A 23,348-nucleotide genomic window follows, 5' to 3' on the forward strand; every position below is an offset into this window, starting at 1 on the left:
CCATTGCGGAAGATTCCCTACTGCTGCCTCCCGTAGGAGTCTGGGCCGTGTCTCAGTCCCAGTGTGGCCGATCACCCTCTCAGGTCGGCTACGCATCGTCGCCTTGGTGAGCCGTTACCCCACCAACTAGCTAATGCGCCGCAGGCCCATCCTCAAGTGACAGATTACTCCGTCTTTCCAGTTTCCTTCAGGCGAAGAAAACAACTATTCGGTATTAGCTACCGTTTCCGGTAGTTGTCCCAAACTTGAGGGCAGGTTGCCTACGTGTTACTCACCCGTCCGCCGCTAACCATCCGAGAAGCAAGCTTCTCTTCAAGTCCGCTCGACTTGCATGTATTAGGCATGCCGCCAGCGTTCGTCCTGAGCCAGGATCAAACTCTCCAATAAAGTATTGAAAAGAGCGATAAGCTCATTTTGAATCTGACGAGATTAAAAATCTCATTTGTGCTCCAGTCGATCCAAGCCAAGGCTTGTCTCAAACTTTTGCGTTCATTCTGCAAGCAGAATGTTTACTCACTCGTTGTTCAGTTTTCAAAGATCAAACTTGTTTTGTCGACCATTTCTTGGCCGGATAAATAATATATCATGTTTAGGATTTGTTTGTAAAGTCTTTTTATTTTTTTATCAGCTCTTTACGGCAGAAGATTTAATGCACCAGGCTTAACCCTAATTTATATGATGTAAATTATCAGATTGCTTATTAACCATACTTCCGGCTCCAAGTATGTATATTCGTTTCTTTTAGCTCCCTTGTTGAGTTATAAAACTCATACGTACGAAATATCAAAATCCATTCCTCCAGGCAGCCCCTATGCGTGTAACGTGTATATCTATTTTTGTTAATGATAATCTACGAACATTGTTGAGATTACAATAAGTATTAGCTACTACTTAGTAAATCCTATTAAATCCTATTAAATCCCCTAGTTTCATTGTTGTATTTCTCTTGTTCCGTTCTTACCGATCCAGACATTAATTCCTTTCATCATCTCCAAGAGCTTCCATAACGATATAATCTATCTTAAACAAGAGTGAATGTTTAATACTAATACATAAATTAGTGCTGACTCTCTCAACAAGTAAAAATAGAATAATAGTAATATCACTTATCCATGCTTACAGGTGTATTTAAGAATGTGTCGAATATCATATGCTTATCTAGTTTAAACGATACTACTGGAGGGAACAATGAGTATAATCTTGCACGAAGTCAGAATAAAAGATTTTAGAGCGCTGAAAGATATAAAAGTTAAATTGTCCCCTCTCACGATACTAGTCGGGACGAATAATTCAGGTAAAACATCATTTTTAAAAGCATTAGAGCTTGTATTCGGGTTAGATCGCAAACTTATTCGTAAAGAAGACTTTCATGCCACTGTAGATAAACTGATAGCGACTGAACAGAGTTCTACTATAGATACTTTAATTACACCCACAGGGCAAGACTCAAAGAGAGTTCAATTTTTTGATGAAACATGGTCGAGTCACTGGGGAGCAAACGCGATACGAACGGATCAAAATGATTCAGAATACGTTGCTATTAGAACTACAATCAAATTTGATGAATTAAAAAGAGACTTCTCATTGGAACAACATTTTCTATCCGATTGGAACGAGAATCCTGACGAATGGTGGACATCAACTGTTTTAGATAAAATTCCTTTAAGTATCATGGAAAAACTACCTTTGTTGTATCTAGACGCACAGAGAGATATCCATAGAGAAATGCGAAATCCTCATTCCTTTTGGGGTAAACTAATTTCCGACATTAATCTAAATGAAGATCAATTGGAACGCATCGAAGCTGATCTTCTAAGATTAAACACAGAGATTGTTAGCAACAGTACCATTTTGGCACATTTACAGCAGAATCTAAAAGAGCTAAATCTGTTTTCATCGGGAGAACACAATGGCGTTGAAATAACACCTATAGTAAGAAAGATCAGAGATATATATCGAGGTATTGACGTTCTCTTTAGTGAGCCAGGTGATGATAGCTTTCCACTTGAATATCATGGCATGGGAACAAGGAGCTGGGCAACTTTACTCGCTTTTCGTAGTTATGCTTCATGGATTGAGGCAGTTAACCAAGAAAAGAACTTACCTTTTTGGAGTATCTTAGCACTGGAGGAGCCTGAATCACACTTACATCCTCAGGCACAGAGAAACATTTTAAAACAAATGGCATCATTTAATGGTCAGAAAATAATCAGTACTCATTCACCCTACATTGCTAGCTTTGCACCATTAGAATCAATTAGGCATTTTAGCAAGCATGATTCACAAACAGCGGTTTCTGAAATTAATATGACTTCTATGCGTAGGGATGATATTCGAAAAATAAATAGAGAAGTAATGAACAGTCGCGGTGAATTACTCTTCTCAAAATGTATTATTCTTTGTGAAGGAGAAACAGAAGAACAAGCATTACCTATTTTTTTTGAGGCTCATTTCGGTTGTAACCCATTTGAACTTGGAATTAATATTATTGGGGTGGGAGGAAAAGGAAGGAAGTACCTTCCTTTTCTCCATGTTGCACAAGGATTAAATATTGATTGGCTTATTTTCTCTGATGGTGAAAAAGACGTTTTAGATCAACTTAATGAGGCTCTCTTACTCGTTGATACTAACCTTCAAGATCCTAGAGTCATTTATTTTGCGAATCATCAAAACTATGAACAATATATATTAGCTCATTATCGTGAAGAAGCGATTAGTGCTATTATTGAGTACGACGCAGTAAATGAGCAGCATAAGGCAGTATTGCAAGAAAAGGAATACTCTGATGAAGATGTTTTGACAAAACTACAAAGTGGAAAAACTAAATATGCTTCTGTACTTGCTGAAACAATTGTCACGAGAGCAGACTCAGAGCTAAAAATTCCAGAGAAAATCAGACAATTATTTCTACAAATCAAAACATAATTATAAAATGGTAGGTGATTCATTTTGGATTATATGATCTCTGGGGATCATCAAAAGGTAATAGAACATATTCATGGTCCCATATTAGTTAATGCAGGACCTCAAACCGGAATACAAACAACCTCAATAAAGAGGCTCGAACATATACTTAAGAATGTTAAAGGAAATTACAAAATTCTTATTTTAACTTACAATCGTTTATTGGCTAAACAGTTCAAAGAGAGAATATTAAAAGAATTTCAAAGTGATGATAAAGATATTTTAGAAAGATTTTTTGTCGGAACTATACATCAATTTGCAAGAGATATTGTTGAAACTCGCGGGGATATTTTAGGTCTTAAAACTAAAGAAATCGTTTTGATAGATAGTTCAGAATCAGAGAATATTCTTAAAGAAATACTCGTCACCCGTTCAAATACAAATTCACCTTCTCAAAATTTAAGTCAAACAAATAGCGTAAATGTGGTAAGAGAGATCTTATATTATATCAGTCGTCAAAAAAGAGAGCTGAAACTTCCTCTCCCCTATGATGAACACATTGATGATGATACAAGATTTTACGACTCTATTTATTATGAATATGATCTGTATTTAAAGGCTCGGTCGTTAATGGACTTTGATGATCTCATTTTACTTGCATATAGAATCATTAATGAAAAGCCTTCTATAAATCAGATTTACCAAAGAATTTTTAAATTTGCTTATATATTTGAAGCACAGGACTTAACTTATGCATCTTACCAATTTTTGCAAACATTATATCCTAAACATAACAGTAATATTATGCTCGTTGGTGATAAAAACCAAGCCATATATTCTTTTACAGGTGCTAGTACCTCTTTTATGGAACAATTCGAAACCTATTATGACCCGACTGTTGTTATACTAAAAAATAATTTCCGTTCCTCATCCGAGATTGCATCTCTTGCAGATAAGTTAATTTCAAAATCAAGTTTTTCATCCAGCTCTTTAAAAAATGGCTCGGTGATTATTAAAGAACTAGAAAATGAGGAGAAAGAAGCAATATGGATTGCAGATAATATTTCAAAATTGGTGAGACAAGAACCTTCTGAAATAAATGAGAAGATACATTGGGACAAAATTGCTGTAATTGCAAGAAACCGTTCATCTCTTCGAAGAATCGAAAAGCAATTCTCAGAAGATAATATACCCTTTATCAACAAAACATTTGGTATATTAGAGAGCGAATCAACTATTATGCAAGTATTTGAATCTGGTTTTAGACTCTTGATTAATCACAATGATAGGTATTATCTTGACCTCTTTCAAAGTTTAATTGGGGTGGAAAATAAAAATACGATCAATTACAACAGCACTGAAAACGGAATTGCTTTACTTAAACATTTCGATTCATTAGTCGGCAAGGAATGGAAAAAGAACTATAAAGCATTATTAGATGCATGGTCATATTTATGGGGACCTGATATGAATTTTTCAGATGCAATACTCGTTTTAGAAAAGTACTTCATGTCTGAAAAACCTGTTGCAAGTGTAGAGGAAACAAACGTGTTTATGAGTGATCTAAAAATGTGGCGAGATAATTGGAATACGTATATTCGGGATACCAATGAATACAGTTTGATTTCGTTTAAGAACAAATTCACCTCCTTATCAAGAACAACCGGTTCCGGTGGTGTTAGGTTACTGACTGCGCACTCTTCACAAGGTCTAGAGTTTGATGTCGTGCATGTACTCGGAATAAATGAAGGAGTCTTCCCGATGAACGAACTTACAGTAGAAGAAGACAGACGAGTATTATATGTAGCCATAAGTCGTGCTAAAAAACTTTTGTATCTATCTTATATCAAGTCAAGTTCATTAAAAATGGGTGCTAGGTATAGACAACCTTCCCGTTTCCTTAAAGAGATGAAATTATTATAGATGGTAAATGTGCGTGTTTAAAAATTCAGGGATTTTGTTCTCAAAATGGTGCATTGAACACACCCTTTTGAACTAATATTATTTCCTTTAGGTTAAAACCAAGGTCCGTACCAACGCTAAAAGCGCCGGAGATTTTCCCCGACGCTTTTTTACGTTCGACATAGGAATCGTTAATGAGAAGCAGGTTCGAGTAAAATTCTGGAAAACCAATATCCATTCTTGATAACTAAGGGTGCCTACCAATCTTAAATGTTAGAAAGAATGGTTATGCCGGAATAAATTAAGGAACTACTATCTCAAAGACCATTACATAACTTAGGAAATCATATCGGAGTGTTGACTCCTTAAAGAAAGCAACTGAAATAAGCGAAAAAGGTAAGCCAATCCCTTGTGGTAGGCGTTGTTAAATATCATTTTTTATAATCGTGTAATTCGTATTAATTAAAATCGTAATTAAACCCTTAGTTTTCATGGCCACAGACAGCCATTCATTGGCTTGCCTTGTTTCACCTACACATTCAATTAACCAAACGGAGTACGACATAACCCGCTCATTAAATTCTTAGACATAACAGATATTTCAATTTAGGCACTCCATACGGAGTGCGTCCCAATTTCTATTGGATCTGAGGAACTACCTGAGATATTTCAATCCACGCACTCATACAGAGTGCGACATCAAAAAAGACGTGTCATCTCTATTACACAAATGATATTGACGTCTTTTCAGTATTTTAACTTTCCTTTACTCGATCAGCTTGACAATTATCGTTGTAAACTTTCTCGGACGGGAAGGTGTACCGGGTCGATTCAACCACAATACATTAAGTAAAAAGAACTATCAATAACTTAATGGATTAAAAAGAACAGTTGCCAAGATGGCAGACTGTTCCTGATTTCTTAACCGTTAGTTTAATTGGGTGGTACATATTATGGTCAGTATCAAATATAAATCACGTAATCTGACCTTACTTCCTCCACATGCCCTGATTCTAAACAAATTTCTTATCAATTTGAAGCCAAGTGAACAAAGATAAACCATTAAACGTCCCTTCTTTATGTGTACCTGGAACCGTGGTCCAATTACGTAGCATGTGCCACGCATTATCCGCAAGTGCTTGGTTTGTTCATCTAATTCAATTATTTCGGTCCATCTGGATTCATGCTTCATCCACTATCAATATATTAAACATACAACAGACATTCTCAACTCTAAGGTTTCTCTAGCTAAGTCATATTACGAATCATATGAAAGCCAGGACGTGGTAGGTGTGCTACTAGGGCTTATTGTTTCAAACGATGGACAGAGGAACTATTCAGATTTAACATGATGCATGTTACTCAAAATGTCTCCAGTGACCGGATTATTAGAATGGCATTTCCGGGTTATTAGCTCAATCATGAACGTATTCAAATCACTTTCTTTTTCTATAAGTCACCAAAAGAATGAATTTGTTAGACAACTTTTTTTCGAATTGGCCACTTATCTATAAAATACGGAGTGAGACTTGCCTTAGAGGATGCCACTGTTTATCCTGTACCAATTCAATCCACGCACTCCATACAGAGTGCGACAGTGTATACAGCGGTATGCCGGCACCCACAATAAAGATTTCAATCCACGCACTCATACAGAGTGCGACGTATGAGAATATTATAAAAGGAGTCCTGACAAATATTTCAATCCACGCACTCCATACAGAGTGCGACCATCATTTGCGAAGACATACAATCGTAGTACCAGATTTCAATCCACGCACTCCATACAGAGTGCGACAATGTGGTGGAGGCGGTCAATGATCTGCTGGAAGAATTTCAATCCACGCACTCCATACAGAGTGCGACGTGGCAGTGCAGCAGTCAACCGGATCTACCGAAGCTATTTCAATCCACGCACTCCATACAGAGTGCGACCCACCCTCACCATAGTCGGGATCACCGGACAGATCATTTCAATCCACGCACTCCATACAGAGTGCGACTTTGATGTGATATCGAAAATATACCTTATCGAAGATATTTCAATCCACGCACTCCATACAGAGTGCGACTTCAGAGCCTATATTGGAGACAGATTCTACAATCTATTTCAATCCACGCACTCCATACAGAGTGCGACGATTACAGGCAAGCGAGTGGACTTTGATACAGAGATTTCAATCCACGCACTCCATACAGAGTGCGACGATTACAGGCAAGCGAGTGGACTTTGATACAGAGATTTCAATCCACGCACTCCATACAGAGTGCGACCGACCCAACCGTTTCCGTTAGCACCACAAATGCTATTTCAATCCACGCACTCCATACAGAGTGCGACGTGAGTTGACCCTGCAACCAGTATTCCAACTGGTAATTTCAATCCACGCACTCCATACAGAGTGCGACCTTATTAAATTGTTTTCGGCTGACTTAGGTATTGGTATTTCAATCCACGCACTCCATACAGAGTGCGACCCTATCAGCCAATCGGATATCAATGTCAGTGATGATTTCAATCCACGCACTCCATACAGAGTGCGACTTCGTTAACGTACATATCCAGCCTGTACCGGGGATCATTTCAATCCACGCACTCCATACAGAGTGCGACCGGTGCAAATAAGAAAAGACTATCTCCAAAAATATTTCAATCCACGCACTCCATACAGAGTGCGACTACTTCCTGTCTTCCTGGTTGAGCTCCCCGATCCGATTTCAATCCACGCACTCCATACAGAGTGCGACCTGAGCAAAATAGATTAAAGCACCTGCAAATGTATATTTCAATCCACGCACTCCATACAGAGTGCGACATGAATATAACAGCGGTGATATTAAATTCGATTTGATTTCAATCCACGCACTCCATACAGAGTGCGACTTGAACGAAGAGTTACCAGAGGACTCCAATCCGATATTTCAATCCACGCACTCCATACAGAGTGCGACAATTACGTAAATCCTGCATCACCCTATTATCAGGATTTCAATCCACGCACTCCATACAGAGTGCGACAGCGAAAAGTGACGTAAAAACTAGTTTTCAAGGATAGCTATTAACGTATTTTCGATATTTCTACTACTTTAAAACTCTTATGACATAAAATCATTGCCAAAAGGTCACAAAAAAGACCTTTTCGACATATTTCGTGGTGCGAATCCCCCAGGGAAACTATGTGAGCTTGGCATTCGCACCTGCTAGAGTATTAATAGATCATCGATATCATAAGAATCTTTGGCTCCAACCTGTTGGACTTTACTTTTGTACTTATCACCTAAGTTATAGAATCGAAGACTATCTGAATCCTTATCAATCAATTCTTCCAGTTCAAATCTTAATCGTCTAAACTGGGTAACGTCCATATACATTCAAATACGGAATTCTGTACACGTTGTCCGTGATCTACACACTTCTTTGCCACTTTAGATAGCCGTCTTCTGCCCTCACTATCTATCGTGTTTACATCGTACTTAATCAAAATAAGCAATCATTGCACCTACTTCCACATACTCATCGATGTCCCCCGCGTATATATCTGGCAAATAATAATGGCTGAATAGGAGCAGCTAATTACGGAAGTTGTTTTTAGCCACTTGAAATCCCGGGAAGCCCCAATAGATAAAGGAAGGCCTACCCCAATTACCGTTTATTTCCTTATTCCACACATATCGATTGATTATCATTTTGTATTCTTTAAAGGACATAAATGCAGCAGTATTTTTATCAAAAGTGTTCATTAATCTATTCGCTGTTTACGGAACCATCTAATGACTTCAAGTTATGTCTGCAAGCGATTAAATAATTTGTTTATCCTTGGTTTATAAAATAAGCCACTTAGAGTGAGGATATGTTCATTGTGGAATTTCTTTGGTATTGCATGTCCTTCCATTTTAACATATCACTAGTAGAGGTGGCATACGAGTACTGAAGTATCCATACATACAGCCCACATATAAAATAAAAAAGCGCCGAAGGCGCATAATAAATGAGTGAAGTCACGAGTTTTATAGTCATTTAGAGAGATTACGTAGAGAAAGTTACTTCCTTGCCTTTGAAAGACCTACTACTAAGCTAATGATAATTGCGCTGAATAAGTTTAACATATGATCGATTTCATCCCACGATTTATGTCGTATTAACATATTGAATCCAATAAATACTAAGCTGCAGAGTATGAAGAATCCTAAGAAGTTTTGAAGGAAAATTTTTAAATTCATTTTAATCCGCCACATACCCGTTCAAAAATTTTGTTGCGGTTGTACGATTTAATTCATTCGTACGGGATGAATCACTATAAAAAATAGTATCCCATTTAGATCCGACAATGACAGTTGTAGCGACCAAGGATTTTTTTTCTGCATACCGCCGTTTATAATATACAAGTGGATATTGATCTTGAACAATGGTAAGAGCCATAGTACCTATAACTGATGTCGCCACTGCAGCGGAAGGATTTGCAGCGGTTGCTAGCCCAATAAGTAATGCTGTCACGGCAGTGACAGTATATCTTTCTATTTTGCTGCTACCATTCGTCCAGGAACCATAGTACCAGGCAGATACTGCACCTCCCATATAGCTATCAAAAGGGGTTATCAAATCGCCTCTATCAGGACGCACAGGAATATTTGGGATAGTTGAGAGATCGGTTGTATCGACACCAAAATTTTGTGTTTCTGTTTCAATTACTCCATTCTCATTAGTAGTAACTTGGAAAAGAGAATTTTGGGTATCGATAATAGCAGTTTGAATTGCATGCTCAACAAATTCCCCTTCAGCGTTCTTCACATATATTGTACTATTAACCTCAGTAAAATCCTTATTAGCTCTTTCTTCAACTTTATACGTATCTCCATTACTTTCGTACGTATATACAAGATATGCGTCTCCCGGCTTTCCTTCTAAGAAAATAAAGTCTTGTTTTTCTTGTGAAAGTTGACTTACGCTAGCTTCTAATGCATTTGGAGCTGCAAGGATCACCGTAGGAACAACAACTTCAAGGCACAGTGCGATGGATAATGCAGCTGTAATTAATTTTTTCACAGATAGAATCTCCCTTCGACTTTCAAGTGTTTAGTTGAGAAACACTCCCTAAATGACTATATTTTCTATTTTATAACATTAAATATGCATAATTGTATTCATTGTGTAATCTTAATGTTAATTATAGATTTTAATTCCAATCGATAATTACGATAAAAAACGGCCAGATAATTGCCTATCATTTTTCGTGTAATTTGAGAGCTTAGGACTCTATTCCAACTCTTCCGCTGCCTCATACTCGATTTTTTGTCCTTGTTCATCCAAAATCATTCTCAGTGATTTGCCAGTATGGATATGTTCCCATTGGATCGGTGATGGATCCTGGTCCCTAGACAAGCGATTAGCTGGTGTAGCTTAATGAATTAGCGCAAATAACGATTAGATATTCGCCTATTCTTAATAGGAGTATGTTGTTATCCAATACGGTTCAGTGGTTATTGACGAGATTGTTTTATCCATTTCAAATGGGATTACTGTTCCAGTGGAATTACTTCCGAGCGTTGGATCTGCTCTCTTGTCCATAATCCAGGCTTTATCCTGTTGGTCGCTCAATAGAGACTCACTACCCACACTTAGATATTTATCTAATCGGAAATGCGTACATGTTATTTTCTATTTCGGAAACGGGTACAAGTTTTTGTTCTCAACCGCAAGTTACAGTACAATATTACGCTGCTTTAATACCTATCCGCTGGTATTAAACCTCTCACCGTTTCATTTGTTCTATAACCAAGTGAACAATTTATTATGCAATTTATGCGCTTTTAAGTGTATTCCTTAAATATGTTTAGATATATATCTAATCGGAAATTAGACTATGTTCTTGTCCATTCCGGTAATCGGTACAAGTTCTTTTACCTCGACATCTTTTTTCTTCCACTTTTTTTGTTTGAACCTTCCACACAGCATGAATTAGAGCAATTGAACAACACCTGTGCTTAGAAGAATTAACCTCGTAAGGCATACTATATGCGCTTAACTAGGTTCCTATATATGAGGAGTATTGAGAGAAAGACAATGAATCACCACCTTAGCAATCATCATTCAGAGGGCATCTAAACTAATCTAAAATATTTTATTACTTTGATCAAATTGCTTTAACATTTTTTCTCTTCTTGCTCGGTTCTCTCTAAAGATTTGCTCTTGATCATTATGAGGCACCTTCTGAGGTTTCTTCAGAAACGGTAAAATTTTATTTGTTTTCATTATGTACTCGCCTCCACATATCGAGTTTCAAGTAACATCATTTCTTTTCTATCCTGCTTTTAAACCTAAAAAATTGAACTCAAAAAAACTCGGTATAATCACCGAGTATCTTTGAAGTTACCTTATCTAAAATGTGTACTCACTAACGTAGAGTCATCAATCAGCTTGTTCGTTCTTCTTATATGTTGAAATATTTTGACCATATTTTCTCTTTTTTTCTCGATTTGAGGTAAGTATCTCATGCTGTGAATGTAATTCAACCTTCTGTGGTTTTATGGATTCTGTCATGAAGAGTTACCTCCTCTTTTAGAAGTTCTTTTTGAAGAATTAAACCGAAAACATGAAATATAGACTTCTCTTACTCCGATAATATCACTTCCAAGCGTCAGTATCAACGCTCTATCATTTGATTTATCAATGTGAAAGTTCCATATCTACTGAACCTCATTCAACATTTTCATGTTGTATTCTTTTACTATAACAATGTTTAAATCACCTAATTTATTCCCTAAGTTTACATTATATAATTTCTATAATAAAAAGAATAAGGGCCTCCAAAAGGAGGCCCTTCAAGCACAATTACCATAAGGTAACGGCGGTTTCGTATAAACATCAGATAATCGCCACAACCAACACCGTTGGCGGGGAATATAGACAACACTTCTTGCAAGAAAAGTTATATCAAAGTATTCTGTTCCTGTCAAGGGAGTGTTGAATAAAATTAGTTATTCTTCGGTTAACCCTGCCGCCGCTTGACTCATTGTTACTACGATTCTTTTCTTGGACTGGAGTATCGATGCATCTCATTCAGATATAAATCCGGAAGACGTAGGCTAATCTCATTTGCCAATTCACATACCTTCATCGCTACATATGTGTTTATATTTCCTCCGTAACGCTTCATCAACAACTGAATTCTTTTCGTAATGCCCCGAATGATCGCGGAAAAATCAATCGTCTGTACCAGCGCCCCACCTCGACGTATCCGAACAGGAGTCACCATATGCACGGCGCACCATGTAGCATGTTCTTGCAGCGCATGGACAGAAATATTTTCGGGTGTAGCTGCGTTCATGTCGAATTGTCCCTGTTTCCAGATGGATCTGTACTGATCTGCATGAAAAATGTCTGTTAATTGGAATGCCTTTCGTTCGGTTCCGATTCCAAATGTCCGTACCTGAGTCAACCACGTCACGATATCCTTGGCTTAACGAACCGCATCTCCGATCAAAATGAGTTTGAAGCATAGCGCATCACCTTTTATCATAAACTGCCTTTGGCCGGGGTGGTTCAATGATATAAGGGTTGACGATATCCTGTGCATCCCCACCCTATCGTCGATTCCCAAAGACATACGCATACGATTCTGAATTTCGAGTTAGCGTCCAACCTGTCACACCATGAAGTGAAGAACCCAGAAATGTGGGCAAACGTGTCATTCCCTTACATTTCAAGTCGAATAAGTAACGGAAGGTATTCCAGCGAAAAAACAGGTGCTTGTCTATTCATACGATGCTCCAATTCTGATGTAGATCAAAAATTATAAAACTAACGGCAAACCGTTTGTAATTAACCTGATGCACTTCATATGGAGGGCGTCAAAATTTCACTAAAGATACTTTCCTAAATACGGATTTTAATCCACACACTCCATTTGGAGTGTGACAGGTCTTCAAAAGTCCTATTGTTCGTACTTTTATTATTTCTATCCACGCCACTCCATACAGAGTGCGCCTAGTCGTGGACGCGACAATTTAGCACCATCAGATTTCAATCCACGCACTCCATACGGAGTGCGACATCAACCTATTCGATATCGGCAAAAACATCATTATTTCAACCCACGCACTCCATACGGAGTGCGACAGCGAGAAAAGACGTATCAGTTTATATTTATTACATCTAAACACGTATTTCCGATACTTATTCTCCATTTTATCCACAACAACATATAAACTCAACCTATATGTTACCAAAAGGTCTCAAAATGGGCGTTCTCGTCAAATTTCGGGGTGCGAATCCCCATAGGAAATCATTTGAGCTTGAGGTTCGCACCTCATTCTTGAACCTAAAACTACTCTTTATCTCCTGTAGACTTCAAAACTCAATCTGTCGGATATCCACCTCCACTTTGCTTCTCGCCTAAATTTGTTCTTCATTCTTATTACTCCAGTTGACATTGTTTTTATCAGAAGCTTCAAACTCTCTTTCCAATTAATACTTCGAACATATCTCTTGATATCAACTCGTTTCAAGTTAGAACCACTTAGAGCCGGTAGGATGAGTACTTACAAATTGATGCTGGATCATTCGGATATTTAACTGTAATCTCAGTAACCATGCCTAATACTTCTTTAACACCTGGCTGGAGCGCATCCCCCCAGCAGGCGGATCTCTTCACTTGATTTGATGAGTACAATCATCACTGCCTTCTCTTTTATAAATATAAATTATCAATCGTTTCAATTATTGAGAGGTATTGATTGAATCCCTTATTTTAGAAGCCAATAATTATAGTGATAAAGGTTATAGAATAATTATGTCGAAACAAGAGAAGTAAATATACATAAGGAGAGGACAATAACGGTGAGAAAACAATTTCCTGGATATTACAAGCTAACTGAAGATGAACAAACAAATCTATGGGGGAACTGCGCTTTTGTACTTGATGCTAATACCCTTCTTAACCTTTTTAGATATCCAAAAGAATCAAGGGACGCAATGTTAGAAATACTTGAAAGTATAAAAGAAAGGATTTGGATTCCACACCAAGTAGCATTAGAGTACCATAGAAATTTAGAGAATGTGTTATATGAACAAAAAAACGAATACGAGACACTGGAAAAAGAATATATAAATGAACTTCAAAAACTTATTTCAAAGTTAAAAAAATTGAAACATTCAAATATTAGCACTCACAAGATGGTTGAGTCATTGGAACAAAGTAGAGATTTAATAAAAAAAGAGTTATCTAGCCAAAGGGAAGAACAACCTGATCTACTTACTATAAAAGAAAGAATTAATGATTTAATAGGTGATAATGTTGGACAAGAATTTACACAAGATGACCTAAATAAAATTTTTTCCGAAGGTAATGAGCGGTACGAAAATAAAGTCCCACCTGGATTTATGGACAGTAAGAAAAACCACTCTTATTTTCATAATGGTTTAAAGTACCAAGCAGCCTATGGCGATCTGATTTTTTGGAAACAGATTTTAAAATATGCTACAAATCAAGATGTGAAATCAATTGTTTTGATCAGTGATGATCGAAAAGAAGATTGGATATTAGAAGTGAATGGTCAGAAAAAAGGAATTCATCCCTACCTGATAAATGAATTTAATAATTTGAGTGGAGGAAAGTTATTCAATTCGTTTAATTCAGTACAGTTTATAGTTCAGTCAGGGAAGTTTTTAGAGTTTAAGAGCAGTGCTACTGTAAGTGAGATTATTGAGGAAATTGAAACAGTTTATAGAAAGGAGGATTCGATTAAGCAGATTAATACACTGCGGTTGAATGATCAACTTATTCAAGATGCTCTGAACAAAAATAAAAAACAAGATAGACTGCTGGAAATAATTGAAGGGAGGCCAACAAGAAATAACAGTACTGAGAAGGGCCAGCATATCTTCTACAAACTCTTTTTTAACGTGAGTGATGAATTTATTAAATCGGAAAAGAAGGAAGCCATATTCCCCATTTTGATCCGAAAGATTCTCAAAGATTTATCTCGCGAATCAGAAGTAGTTGAACTTGAGTATACTGGAGAAATGCTTATCGTGGTGTTCAGTCTTCCTTATAAATTAAATAAATCGAAAGAAATAAAAGAAATACATAATAATATTAGTGATGACCTGGGATTGTACTATGCTGAGCATGCTATTAAACTATTAGAAACAGCAATTCTAGCATTGTAACAAAGGAGCTCTCAAATATATTTTGAGCTTTCAGCCATTCATCATTGTGAATAGCTTTTTTGTTAGGAATTTCGGGCCGTTGATTACCTTCATTCAATAGGAGCTACGAAAAAGTAATTTCCTTTTACATTTGCCGATCTGGTTATCGGATCGGCATTCATTTTTCGATTTATTTGAAGATTTTTTAAGATGAAGGAGTGCCTGCAGCAGCTGCGTTAAGTCGATCATAAAGAAATTCAAATAACGAATGTACCGAATTGTTCATGTTCATTGGATTTGATGGCAGCCAGCTATGCAGTTGTTAAAACCATTCAGCCCCAACTTCCCTCTTCTCAGTGAGTTTAACGCCATCAAGCATTAACGTTCCCCCATGAACAACCTATTCCAGACCTATTTCAGCAACAACTATTAATGCTGCTTCGTGATCCACAGCTTCGAACTTTCAGAGTATCCCCCGGTTGATAAGCTTCATATATGATTAAAGTTTCCATTAATTCACTTACACATTACTTTTAAATTTATACTATACACTAGGTACTTGAAATCAACATCGTTTTGGTATTAAGTAACCCCCGAAATCCGTTAGAAATTCACCCAATATAGTGCTTCTCCCACCGGTATGGAGGTATTACCTCAGTATTTATTTCAGTTCATCTTTAATATTCCTATCAGATATCGCTTCTCCTCTCACTGGATGTAAATTTCAATCGGGAGTTAAAACACCAATATGATTACCCAGACGATCATAAACTTCAATTTTTCCATGTAAGCTGTCTTTATGATAGTATTACCCTATTTTGCTTCGACCCCGATATATTCTCTCTTTCCCCGGTCTGTAGTTGGCCCGCACTTTATCTTTCAAGAAAAGATACCTGCTTGCCGGAATTCCCCTCGAATCAGTATTACTCATTTATTAATTTTTCGCTTGAACACAAAAGAGCACTGGAGAGTTTCTCCTGATACTGTTCCGTTCTATTTTTGGGGATACAAAAAAAGCTCAAAGATTTACTGCTACTTGCAGAATCTTTAGGCTTTTGACTTACCAAACTTAAAGGTCATAGATGGCCAATTATTTACTCCCTTCAATATGTGATAATAGGTTGTTCGTTCAACATTTCAATTCTACATAGGCCAGTCATGACTGCTCTATTACAACAATTTAATGCAAGAATAAGTAGTTTTGATGAAGTTCATACTAGCCCAGATGATCTGGGACGCATTCCTACTTAATACACCTATCTAATTATTCTTTGCTTCTATGAGCTAGGGCTTGCCTCATTTATAGGGCAAGCTGATCTTCACTTTTATAAGTACCACGTTCAATTGTGAACAAGACAACTAAGACCTATGTAGGTTGCAAAGAGCACCTACATGGGCCATTACCTCAGTTACGAATATCTAATACTGATTTTGATACCGAAAATGATATGACCTCACGTCGGAGGTCCACAAAAAAAGAGTTGCTTCATTACATAGGAGAGGTTTGGGAGTGAAGGTAATCGATAGTACACGTAAATCAAGGCCTAATAAAACATTATGTACTTCTGAAAAACGCTTCTTTCATTTTTTTAAGATGTTAGCTGTGATTGCATTATTGTCTGGGTAAACTCATTCTTACCCACGTAAAATGTCATGAACAATGGGGTAACGTAGCCTCCTTGGGTTATGCAATTCTTTGGGCAAGCAGCTCGTCTATTCTCCGGTCACCCTAGACTAAACCAAGACCGACTCTAGTGAAAAGTATATGGAAAAAGTTCATTCGGTATTTCGGAGTTATTTAGTTTTTACTCTGGCTTCCACTGTCCTTTGTATCTTGCTGGTATTAAACGAATGCAAATCAGCGCCAATATTATCACAGCAATCTTGAAAGTTGAAGCAAATCGTGGAGCGTTTATTGGATTCAAAGCGAAAGAAGAATATGAGTTGATGAATCAAGCAGATCAAGATTACGTTGACGTGGAAATGTATCGTGTGTTAGACAAGATATTCGAACTGGAAGTGAAGTTCACTCAAATGCTTTACGAGGAAGTCTGAAGACGATGTTATTGAGTTTCTGAAATATAATGTCAATAAGGCTTTGTTTAACTTAGTAAGAGAAGCTTACTTCGAAGAAGTAAATGTGAATCCAATTGTAATGAATGGTATTGATACAGCAACTAAGACTCAAGATTTCTTTAACAGAACAGGTTCATATGTAGTGTCTGTTGAACAACTGACACAGACTTTAATGATTTAGAGAGCTTGCTAGGGTTGAAGGCGTTTGCTCTTGCCAATGATCTGGGTGTTCGAAGTACGCCGACTTTGATTTTACTTGACGATGTGAGCAAAGAGGTTGAAAGTGTGACGGGTATAAATCTAGAAGCAATTAGAAATTTCTTTGAAAAAGGTAAATAAATAATGATAATCGGGGTAATCATAATATAAAATAATTATACGATTACCCTGATTTTTATTTGAGATAATCGTTTGCTTGATGCATCATTGACAAGTTGATCCATTTAAATATGATGCTATAATATTTAGTAAATAGCAGTATCTTCTGAGAGAATATACGAAGTAAGGAGTGTGCGTTATGACGAAAAATCGCTCCATTATCGCCGCAGATAACGAAAAAGATTTCGGAACTACAGATCAAGGAACTGAGGATATGGGAGTATTACTTGGTTCTGCTTATGACTTTCTATTCGAAGGGGAAAATAACGAATATGATAAGGAGTTCAGGGACTACATTTGAAAAAGTTATGAGCCTGAAAACCTGATCAAACAGTGAAGTTTGTAGGTTGCATCGATCTGGAGTCACAGGAGGATAAAAATGTCCCAAGACCAATATTGATTGTTGGTAATGATCATTACCTTTGTAACAAGGACGGACGCGAGAAATGAGTTTGATGTTGAGATTAAATATTGGCAACAAGCCGGACTAAAAAGTCCTTCTCAGGTCAGAACGTCCAAACCAACAACGATTCTTAAGTCAGAAGTTAAACAAGATCCCGTAAGAAAAAATAGAATTATTGTTCCAAGAGGTTTTATCGGGAAACTACATAAGGAAGATTTATAAAATGTTTTAACGCTATGCAGAGATTATCCTATAGGAGAGAGCAAAAATGCTCTCTCTTTTTTTGTTTAACTATAAGAAAAGAGTTACTAAAAACTAAAGAAAGTATTCTACCCCTTTGGTAATTAATAAATACCAAAGGGGTTAGATATGTCATATTTCAGATTGGTACAATACAATTTCAGAGACTATTATGAGAACAGCGCTTTGTCAGAAGCATACTTGGAGAATTTCAATCCATACATTCCATACGGAGTTTGACCGGATCAATCTATTTATGTTGAATTGACTCCAGATATTTCAATCCACGCACTCCATACGGAGTGCAGCACCGCGTCACTAAAGACCAGTTCCGTAAATGCCTTATTTCAACCCACGTACTCCATATGGAGTACGACTTGAATCAACGTTGTACCCTGACTTTAGAGATGCAATTTCAATCCACGTACTCCATACGGAGTACGACTAGGTTCCACATATGGTATCTCTGGTACGTTCAGTATTTCAATCCACGTACTCCATACGGAGTGCGACTCAAATAAGATTGTTTTCCCTATCAAATTTCTCTTATTTCAATCCACGTACTCCATACGGAGTGCGACCACGTAGTCCCTTTAATGTTGTATCCGGTGTAAGTTATTTCAATCCACGTACTCCATACGGAGTGCGACTAAGTGAGAAAGATTACATAAATAGAGAGGAACCAATTTCAATCCACGTACTCCATACGGAGTGCGACTGGATCGCTTGGGACATAAAGATGATACGACAACAATTTCAATCCACGTACTCCATACGGAGTGCGACTCACGTTTACTTTCCACGTCCAGCAATTCAGATCATTTCAATCCACGTACTCCATACGGAGTGCGACCCATTGATGCCTTTGGAGACGTTTATAAGTTCAATATTTCAATCCACGTACTCCATACGGAGTGCGACTTATCTTATAACGCGACTCTCAACAATATGTATGTATTTCAATCCACGTACTCCATACGGAGTGCGACATATATCACAAGGCTGACGGCACTACCAGCAGGCAATTTCAATCCACGTACTCCATACGGAGTGCGACGGGTTCCGATCGTTCCATACGATCAATCCGAAACTATTTCAATCCACGTACTCCATACGGAGTGCGACATGAAAAACGCATTCCTGTGGATGCGATTCAATTTATTTCAATCCACGTACTCCATACGGAGTGCGACAACGAGAGAAACATTTGTTCAAACAAGACTATTCTATTTCAATCCACGTACTCCATACGGAGTGCGACAGCGGAAATACACGTATTAAGTTATGTTTAGAATCCCTTAATACGTATTTCCGATACTTATTCCACATATTAGCTCCACTATATCCCACAACAGCACATAAACTCAATATCCTTGTTGCCAAAAGGTCATAAAACTGAAGGTTTCGACAAATTTCGAGGTGCGAATCTCCCTGGGAATTCATGTGAGCTTCGGGTTCGCACCTCCTTCAGCTGACTTCATGGCCTTTCGCAATTCATTACTACCAATGGATCAAGGATGAACTATCCCCCCGTCCTACAAGTTTCTCATTTTCGTTTCTTGAGAAGATCCAATACTTTTTTATTTTGGTCTAATATTTTTTTAATTCCCCAGTTGGGCACTGTGGTGTTAGGTTTATGATTACCTGCAGGTTTTATAAGTATTTTTTTTCTCACAATAAGCCAGCTCCCCTATCGTTTTGTTAACAAGGGTTGGCATTATTGTAGACTTTTAAACTATTCAGAAGAAGAAATAAAAAAAATGCTCTATGAAATTTCATAGAGCATCTTGGAGCACATAAATAGTAATTATCTATTTTTAAGGATATTCAGCACGTTATCGTTTGCTTTCAAGATTTTTTCTAGGCCCATATTCTTCTCAATCGTGGTCTTAGGCCGACGAACAACAACCTTATCCGGGGTTACATCAACTTTTTTAGACTGTTTAAAAAGTGTCATAAATATCACCTCATATACTTAATATACCACACTACCCATCTATGAACCAATCAAATATCTGGACTAGATTAACAATATTATTAGCATCAATCCCATTCAATATGGCTCCAGATTCCTCTGCTTGAATAGTGATAATGAAACTATTGGTAGATCCGAAGAAAGGTACACAAATCGTATTTCCTTCCTCTACTACGTAAACTGCTGCTTCTGCTAATTCTTTACTCATCTCATCTTTGTTCTCTTCAGGGATCAGGATACTGTTGCTTCTTTCAATCTGAGAGAGAGAACTCCTTATTTTAGTCATGCGTATTTCTATGTCGCTGTCGAATTGAATCGATGTAGTAGAGATCTGTAAGCCGAAGGTATCCGTGTAATATCGAAGATACTCTTTTAACATAGACGAGTACACATCCCACTCTGGCAACTGATCCTTCTGCTCATCTGTGAGCTCGGTTAGATGATGTTGTGAGTATTGAACAACTGCAGTAAACTGAGCTGTTTTCTGAAAACTAGAGAGAATGATCCGTTCATTATCCCGTATTGTGTTTTCGATAATTTGATCATTTTTTTTGAATTCAGTATTTCCGATCTTTTGAATACTTGGCGTTTCTAAAATAGCCAGGTCAATAAAGATAGCTATACTGGCGAATTGTACGGCTTGCACCCAATCATTTAATAGAATGTGACCGGCTAAAATCATCCCAAAATAAATAAGTGCCATAATGGCATAGGACGTTTTACGGATGTTCAACAAATTGCTTTCATACCAACCACGATTGTACCAGTGTATTGCCGTTGCGAGTCCTGCTATGGCCATAAAGCCAATAGCCATCCATCCGAAATAAAACATGAGGTTCCTCCAAACACTGTAGACTTCAGAATGGTATACAACATATAAACTCTATTGAATTCATGGATCATATTTAAATACAACATCCCATTCTCCTGTTACTTCATTAAATCCCTCTATTAACACTTCATCTTTAATTTGGTCGGACGCTATAGTTTGCTGAAACGTTTCATCACGAACAATTTCATGACCAGACCAATTAATAAGCTTTTATTTTATCTAACAGTTTTGGATGAGGTATAAGGAACTGTCGTTTAACTTCTGTTACATATCTTTTAAATCCTTCTTCCATATCACTGTGAGGAACTATAAGCTGGATCACTTGGTTCCCTGTGCAAAGAATTAATAAAGCATAGGGCATATCAGTAGGCGCATCTGGAAGTCTAAACAATATGTCTATTTGGGAGTAAGGAAACACATGTAGCCCAGGTACGGTTTTAGTTAAGACGCATAGACTTGTGAACCACGTATTTATTGTGTGATCACTTTGTTTTATCCAATCTACTGTTTTAGAAAAATGTTTAAAATCTTCTTTATCCATTAGAGTTAAGGCCATTTTGACATACGCTTTCTAAACTGCAATAGGTATGTAGGATAGTCTTGTGACAGTTACTGTTATTTCCCCATTTTCTTTATCGCGTTCAACCTGGGCAGACTCATAATCAGTTCTTTTCTTTAAAGTGTTTTCTGAGGCACTTATGGAGGTGCCATCTTTCTTATTGTTATACTCCATACGGAGTGCGACGATGGTAATTCCCCCATATAACGGGGTTGTCTATATTTCAATCCACGCACTCCATACAGAGTACGACATTTCATGAAGCTAGACCCTTGTACGGGGGAGTTTATTTCAATCCACGCACTCCATACAGAGTACGACAGCGAAAAAAGACGTATCAAGACTTCATTTCTAGACCATTACTACGTATTTCCGCTTTCTTTCTCAATAAGATCAACATTCAATTAAGAAAATCAGCATCCATTCTAAATTATCGTTGCCAAAAGGTCACGAAAAAGATACTTTCGACAAACTCGAGGTGCGAATCTCCCAGGGAAATCATGTGAGCTTGAGGTTCGCACCCGCCACATAACACTTTATCCTATTCAACAATCTGAACCAATTCTATAGGCCAGATCCAAAAGCCTTTCTACATACTCGGTGTTATTAAGTTTACCAGCCTTTATATGTTGTAACAAATAGATAATGCAAACCTACTTTTCTCTTATAAGCAAAAGCATTTGTCATGAAAATCAGAAGAATCTTCCATGGCTAAACAGCACAATTTGATAAAGAGTTCCAAACACTACTCGTATCTCTTCATCTAAGTATAAAACATCTGATAAGAATCATCTCCATCTAATTCAGGAGGTTTTCATCATCTTCTGTAGTTATGAAAAAAATAAGAAGATAATTGTTGTATTCGTTGACCATTAATTATCCTGGTACATCTAAGCCACCAACGGCTTAACATCTGCTCTTTTGGTTTATACTACGTACAACTCTTTTATCTTCAGTCAAGAATCATACCAAAATATTTTCGGTTTATATGGTTAGCACTCTCAATCTAATCATCATTTTTTGTAATATAAAATGCTGTGTTTGGAATTTCGAAATTATCTCCAAAACCAAAAACAATATCCTGGTTATCTCTTCTATCTGGCCACTCCATATTATTATCCCAAGCATTATATAGTTTGTCTTTAAATGCCCATTTACAAAAAAGTCAGTCGTATTCCCATCCTCAAGAGAAGTAATTATCTCATAAAAAAGAACGTTAGAATTGTTTAGACATTTAGTAATTTTACATTCACATTCACAGCATATTCTTTTCTTACGATTTGCGAGAAGGACACTAGTATTTCAGATAACCGGACTTTAGACAATAAATCCTCCTTTGTGTTCATTTATACAATGAACACAATACTAAAGACCTTGAAGACATAATATCTCCAAGGCCTTTAAATTTGTTATTCTATTAATGATGCCTTAAATACCTTCTTAATCTTATCCAGAGTATCCTCAAAAAATAAATCCTTATTTGTGAAACCTAAATAATAATCGTAGTCTTCTTCTTCATCAATGGACGAATAATATTCCTGATGAAATAGTACGTTTGAATATTCTCCGAAACTTTCGCTTCGCTTAATAACAACACATCTAAATAAATTATCAATTTCAATCGCTTTAATCATATCCTCTTTTGTTGATGCGGAGAACCATATGATTGCCGGTGGTGTCTGATTTGGTCCATCCCAATGAGGTATAGATTCCCCCCAGGGTAATACCCATTCCGAATTCACAAAAATACTTCTCTCTAAAATAAACTTCTGTGTGCTCAAATCAAATAGATTTATATTCCTTTCGTAAAAGGAAAATAATATCATCGAATCTCCTATAACAAAAAAACTCAGTAAGTCTGCAATTTCCTCTGACGACAATTTATGCTTAATCATACCATACGTCTGTTTAAGATTTATTTCCAAGTTCATC

The 23,348-nt window shown here is 37.1% G+C and carries 14 protein-coding genes, 1 rRNA gene, 1 pseudogene and 2 CRISPR repeat arrays; of the genes and pseudogenes, 6 read left to right on the forward strand and 10 right to left on the reverse strand.

The features are described 5' to 3' along the window. Positions 1 to 387, reverse strand: a 16S ribosomal RNA gene (locus PAEAM_RS19355); the annotation flags it as partial. An 801-nt stretch (positions 388 to 1,188) separates the two neighbouring features. On the opposite strand from PAEAM_RS19355, the gene PAEAM_RS19360 reads away from it, so the two are divergent. Next, positions 1,189 to 2,925: an ATP-dependent nuclease gene (locus tag PAEAM_RS19360; RefSeq protein WP_100528628.1), complete on the forward strand. Its 1,737-nt coding sequence runs from the start codon at positions 1,189 to 1,191 to the stop codon at positions 2,923 to 2,925. 33 nt (positions 2,926 to 2,958) lie between these two features. Further along, entirely contained in the window at positions 2,959 to 4,827 is a 1,869-nt protein-coding gene (locus PAEAM_RS19365) for an ATP-dependent helicase (RefSeq protein ID WP_223200062.1), read from the forward strand. Positions 4,828 to 6,504: 1,677 nt separating this feature from the next. Next, a CRISPR array of direct repeats spans positions 6,505 to 7,825; the repeat unit is 33 nt; unit sequence ATTTCAATCCACGCACTCCATACAGAGTGCGAC. A gap of 182 nt (positions 7,826 to 8,007) precedes the next feature. Here PAEAM_RS19365 and cas2 read toward each other — a convergent pair. The 5 genes and pseudogenes from cas2 to PAEAM_RS19380 form a co-directional block, all read right to left on the reverse strand. Next, positions 8,008 to 8,297: pseudogene (cas2, locus tag PAEAM_RS19370) on the reverse strand (CRISPR-associated endonuclease Cas2). Positions 8,298 to 9,028: 731 nt separating this feature from the next. Next, positions 9,029 to 9,850, reverse strand: a complete 822-nt coding sequence (locus tag PAEAM_RS19375) for a hypothetical protein (protein ID WP_100528630.1) — start codon at positions 9,848 to 9,850, stop codon at positions 9,029 to 9,031. 1,065 nt (positions 9,851 to 10,915) lie between these two features. Next, positions 10,916 to 11,056, reverse strand: a complete 141-nt coding sequence (locus tag PAEAM_RS31865) for a hypothetical protein (RefSeq protein ID WP_165789975.1) — start codon at positions 11,054 to 11,056, stop codon at positions 10,916 to 10,918. Between the two features lie 156 nt (positions 11,057 to 11,212). Beyond that, positions 11,213 to 11,344: a hypothetical protein gene (locus PAEAM_RS32545; RefSeq protein WP_279303097.1), complete on the reverse strand. Its 132-nt coding sequence runs from the start codon at positions 11,342 to 11,344 to the stop codon at positions 11,213 to 11,215. A 478-nt stretch (positions 11,345 to 11,822) separates the two neighbouring features. Beyond that, positions 11,823 to 12,251 (reverse strand): hypothetical protein, encoded by a 429-nt coding sequence (locus tag PAEAM_RS19380; protein WP_133120463.1) that lies wholly within the window; start codon positions 12,249 to 12,251, stop codon positions 11,823 to 11,825. A gap of 1,391 nt (positions 12,252 to 13,642) precedes the next feature. Between PAEAM_RS19380 and PAEAM_RS19385 the strand changes: the two genes are divergently transcribed. From PAEAM_RS19385 to PAEAM_RS31875, 4 genes are all read left to right on the forward strand, one after another. Then, positions 13,643 to 14,974 (forward strand): PIN-like domain-containing protein, encoded by a 1,332-nt coding sequence (locus PAEAM_RS19385; protein ID WP_100528632.1) that lies wholly within the window; start codon positions 13,643 to 13,645, stop codon positions 14,972 to 14,974. A gap of 1,764 nt (positions 14,975 to 16,738) precedes the next feature. Further along, complete coding sequence (locus PAEAM_RS19390) at positions 16,739 to 17,008, forward strand: ribonucleotide-diphosphate reductase subunit beta (RefSeq protein WP_165789984.1); 270 nt, start codon at positions 16,739 to 16,741, stop codon at positions 17,006 to 17,008. Between the two features lie 538 nt (positions 17,009 to 17,546). Further along, the gene (locus PAEAM_RS31870) at positions 17,547 to 17,708 is read left to right on the forward strand and encodes a hypothetical protein (RefSeq protein ID WP_165789976.1); all 162 of its coding nucleotides are present in this window, start codon (positions 17,547 to 17,549) and stop codon (positions 17,706 to 17,708) included. A gap of 108 nt (positions 17,709 to 17,816) precedes the next feature. Further along, the gene (locus PAEAM_RS31875) at positions 17,817 to 18,032 is read left to right on the forward strand and encodes a hypothetical protein (RefSeq protein ID WP_165789977.1); all 216 of its coding nucleotides are present in this window, start codon (positions 17,817 to 17,819) and stop codon (positions 18,030 to 18,032) included. Positions 18,033 to 18,258: 226 nt separating this feature from the next. Then, a CRISPR array of direct repeats spans positions 18,259 to 19,311; the repeat unit is 33 nt; unit sequence ATTTCAATCCACGTACTCCATACGGAGTGCGAC. A 546-nt stretch (positions 19,312 to 19,857) separates the two neighbouring features. Here PAEAM_RS31875 and PAEAM_RS31880 read toward each other — a convergent pair. From PAEAM_RS31880 to PAEAM_RS19410, 4 genes are all read right to left on the reverse strand, one after another. Then, positions 19,858 to 20,007 (reverse strand): hypothetical protein, encoded by a 150-nt coding sequence (locus PAEAM_RS31880; RefSeq protein ID WP_165789978.1) that lies wholly within the window; start codon positions 20,005 to 20,007, stop codon positions 19,858 to 19,860. Positions 20,008 to 20,038: 31 nt separating this feature from the next. Then, positions 20,039 to 20,839 (reverse strand): type II toxin-antitoxin system SpoIISA family toxin, encoded by an 801-nt coding sequence (locus tag PAEAM_RS19400; RefSeq protein ID WP_243391408.1) that lies wholly within the window; start codon positions 20,837 to 20,839, stop codon positions 20,039 to 20,041. 217 nt (positions 20,840 to 21,056) lie between these two features. Beyond that, a complete protein-coding gene (locus tag PAEAM_RS31885) occupies positions 21,057 to 21,398 on the reverse strand; it encodes a hypothetical protein (RefSeq protein ID WP_165789979.1) in 342 nt (113 codons plus the stop codon). Between the two features lie 1,427 nt (positions 21,399 to 22,825). Next, positions 22,826 to 23,311 carry a hypothetical protein gene (locus PAEAM_RS19410; protein ID WP_243391409.1) on the reverse strand — a complete coding sequence of 162 codons (486 nt, stop codon included), beginning with the start codon at positions 23,309 to 23,311 and terminating at the stop codon, positions 22,826 to 22,828. Positions 23,312 to 23,348: the final 37 nt, after the last annotated feature.

This window comes from Paenibacillus sp. GM1FR (assembly GCF_002803315.1).
In the GTDB taxonomy this organism is placed as follows: Bacteria; Bacillota; Bacilli; order Paenibacillales; family Paenibacillaceae; genus Paenibacillus; species Paenibacillus amylolyticus.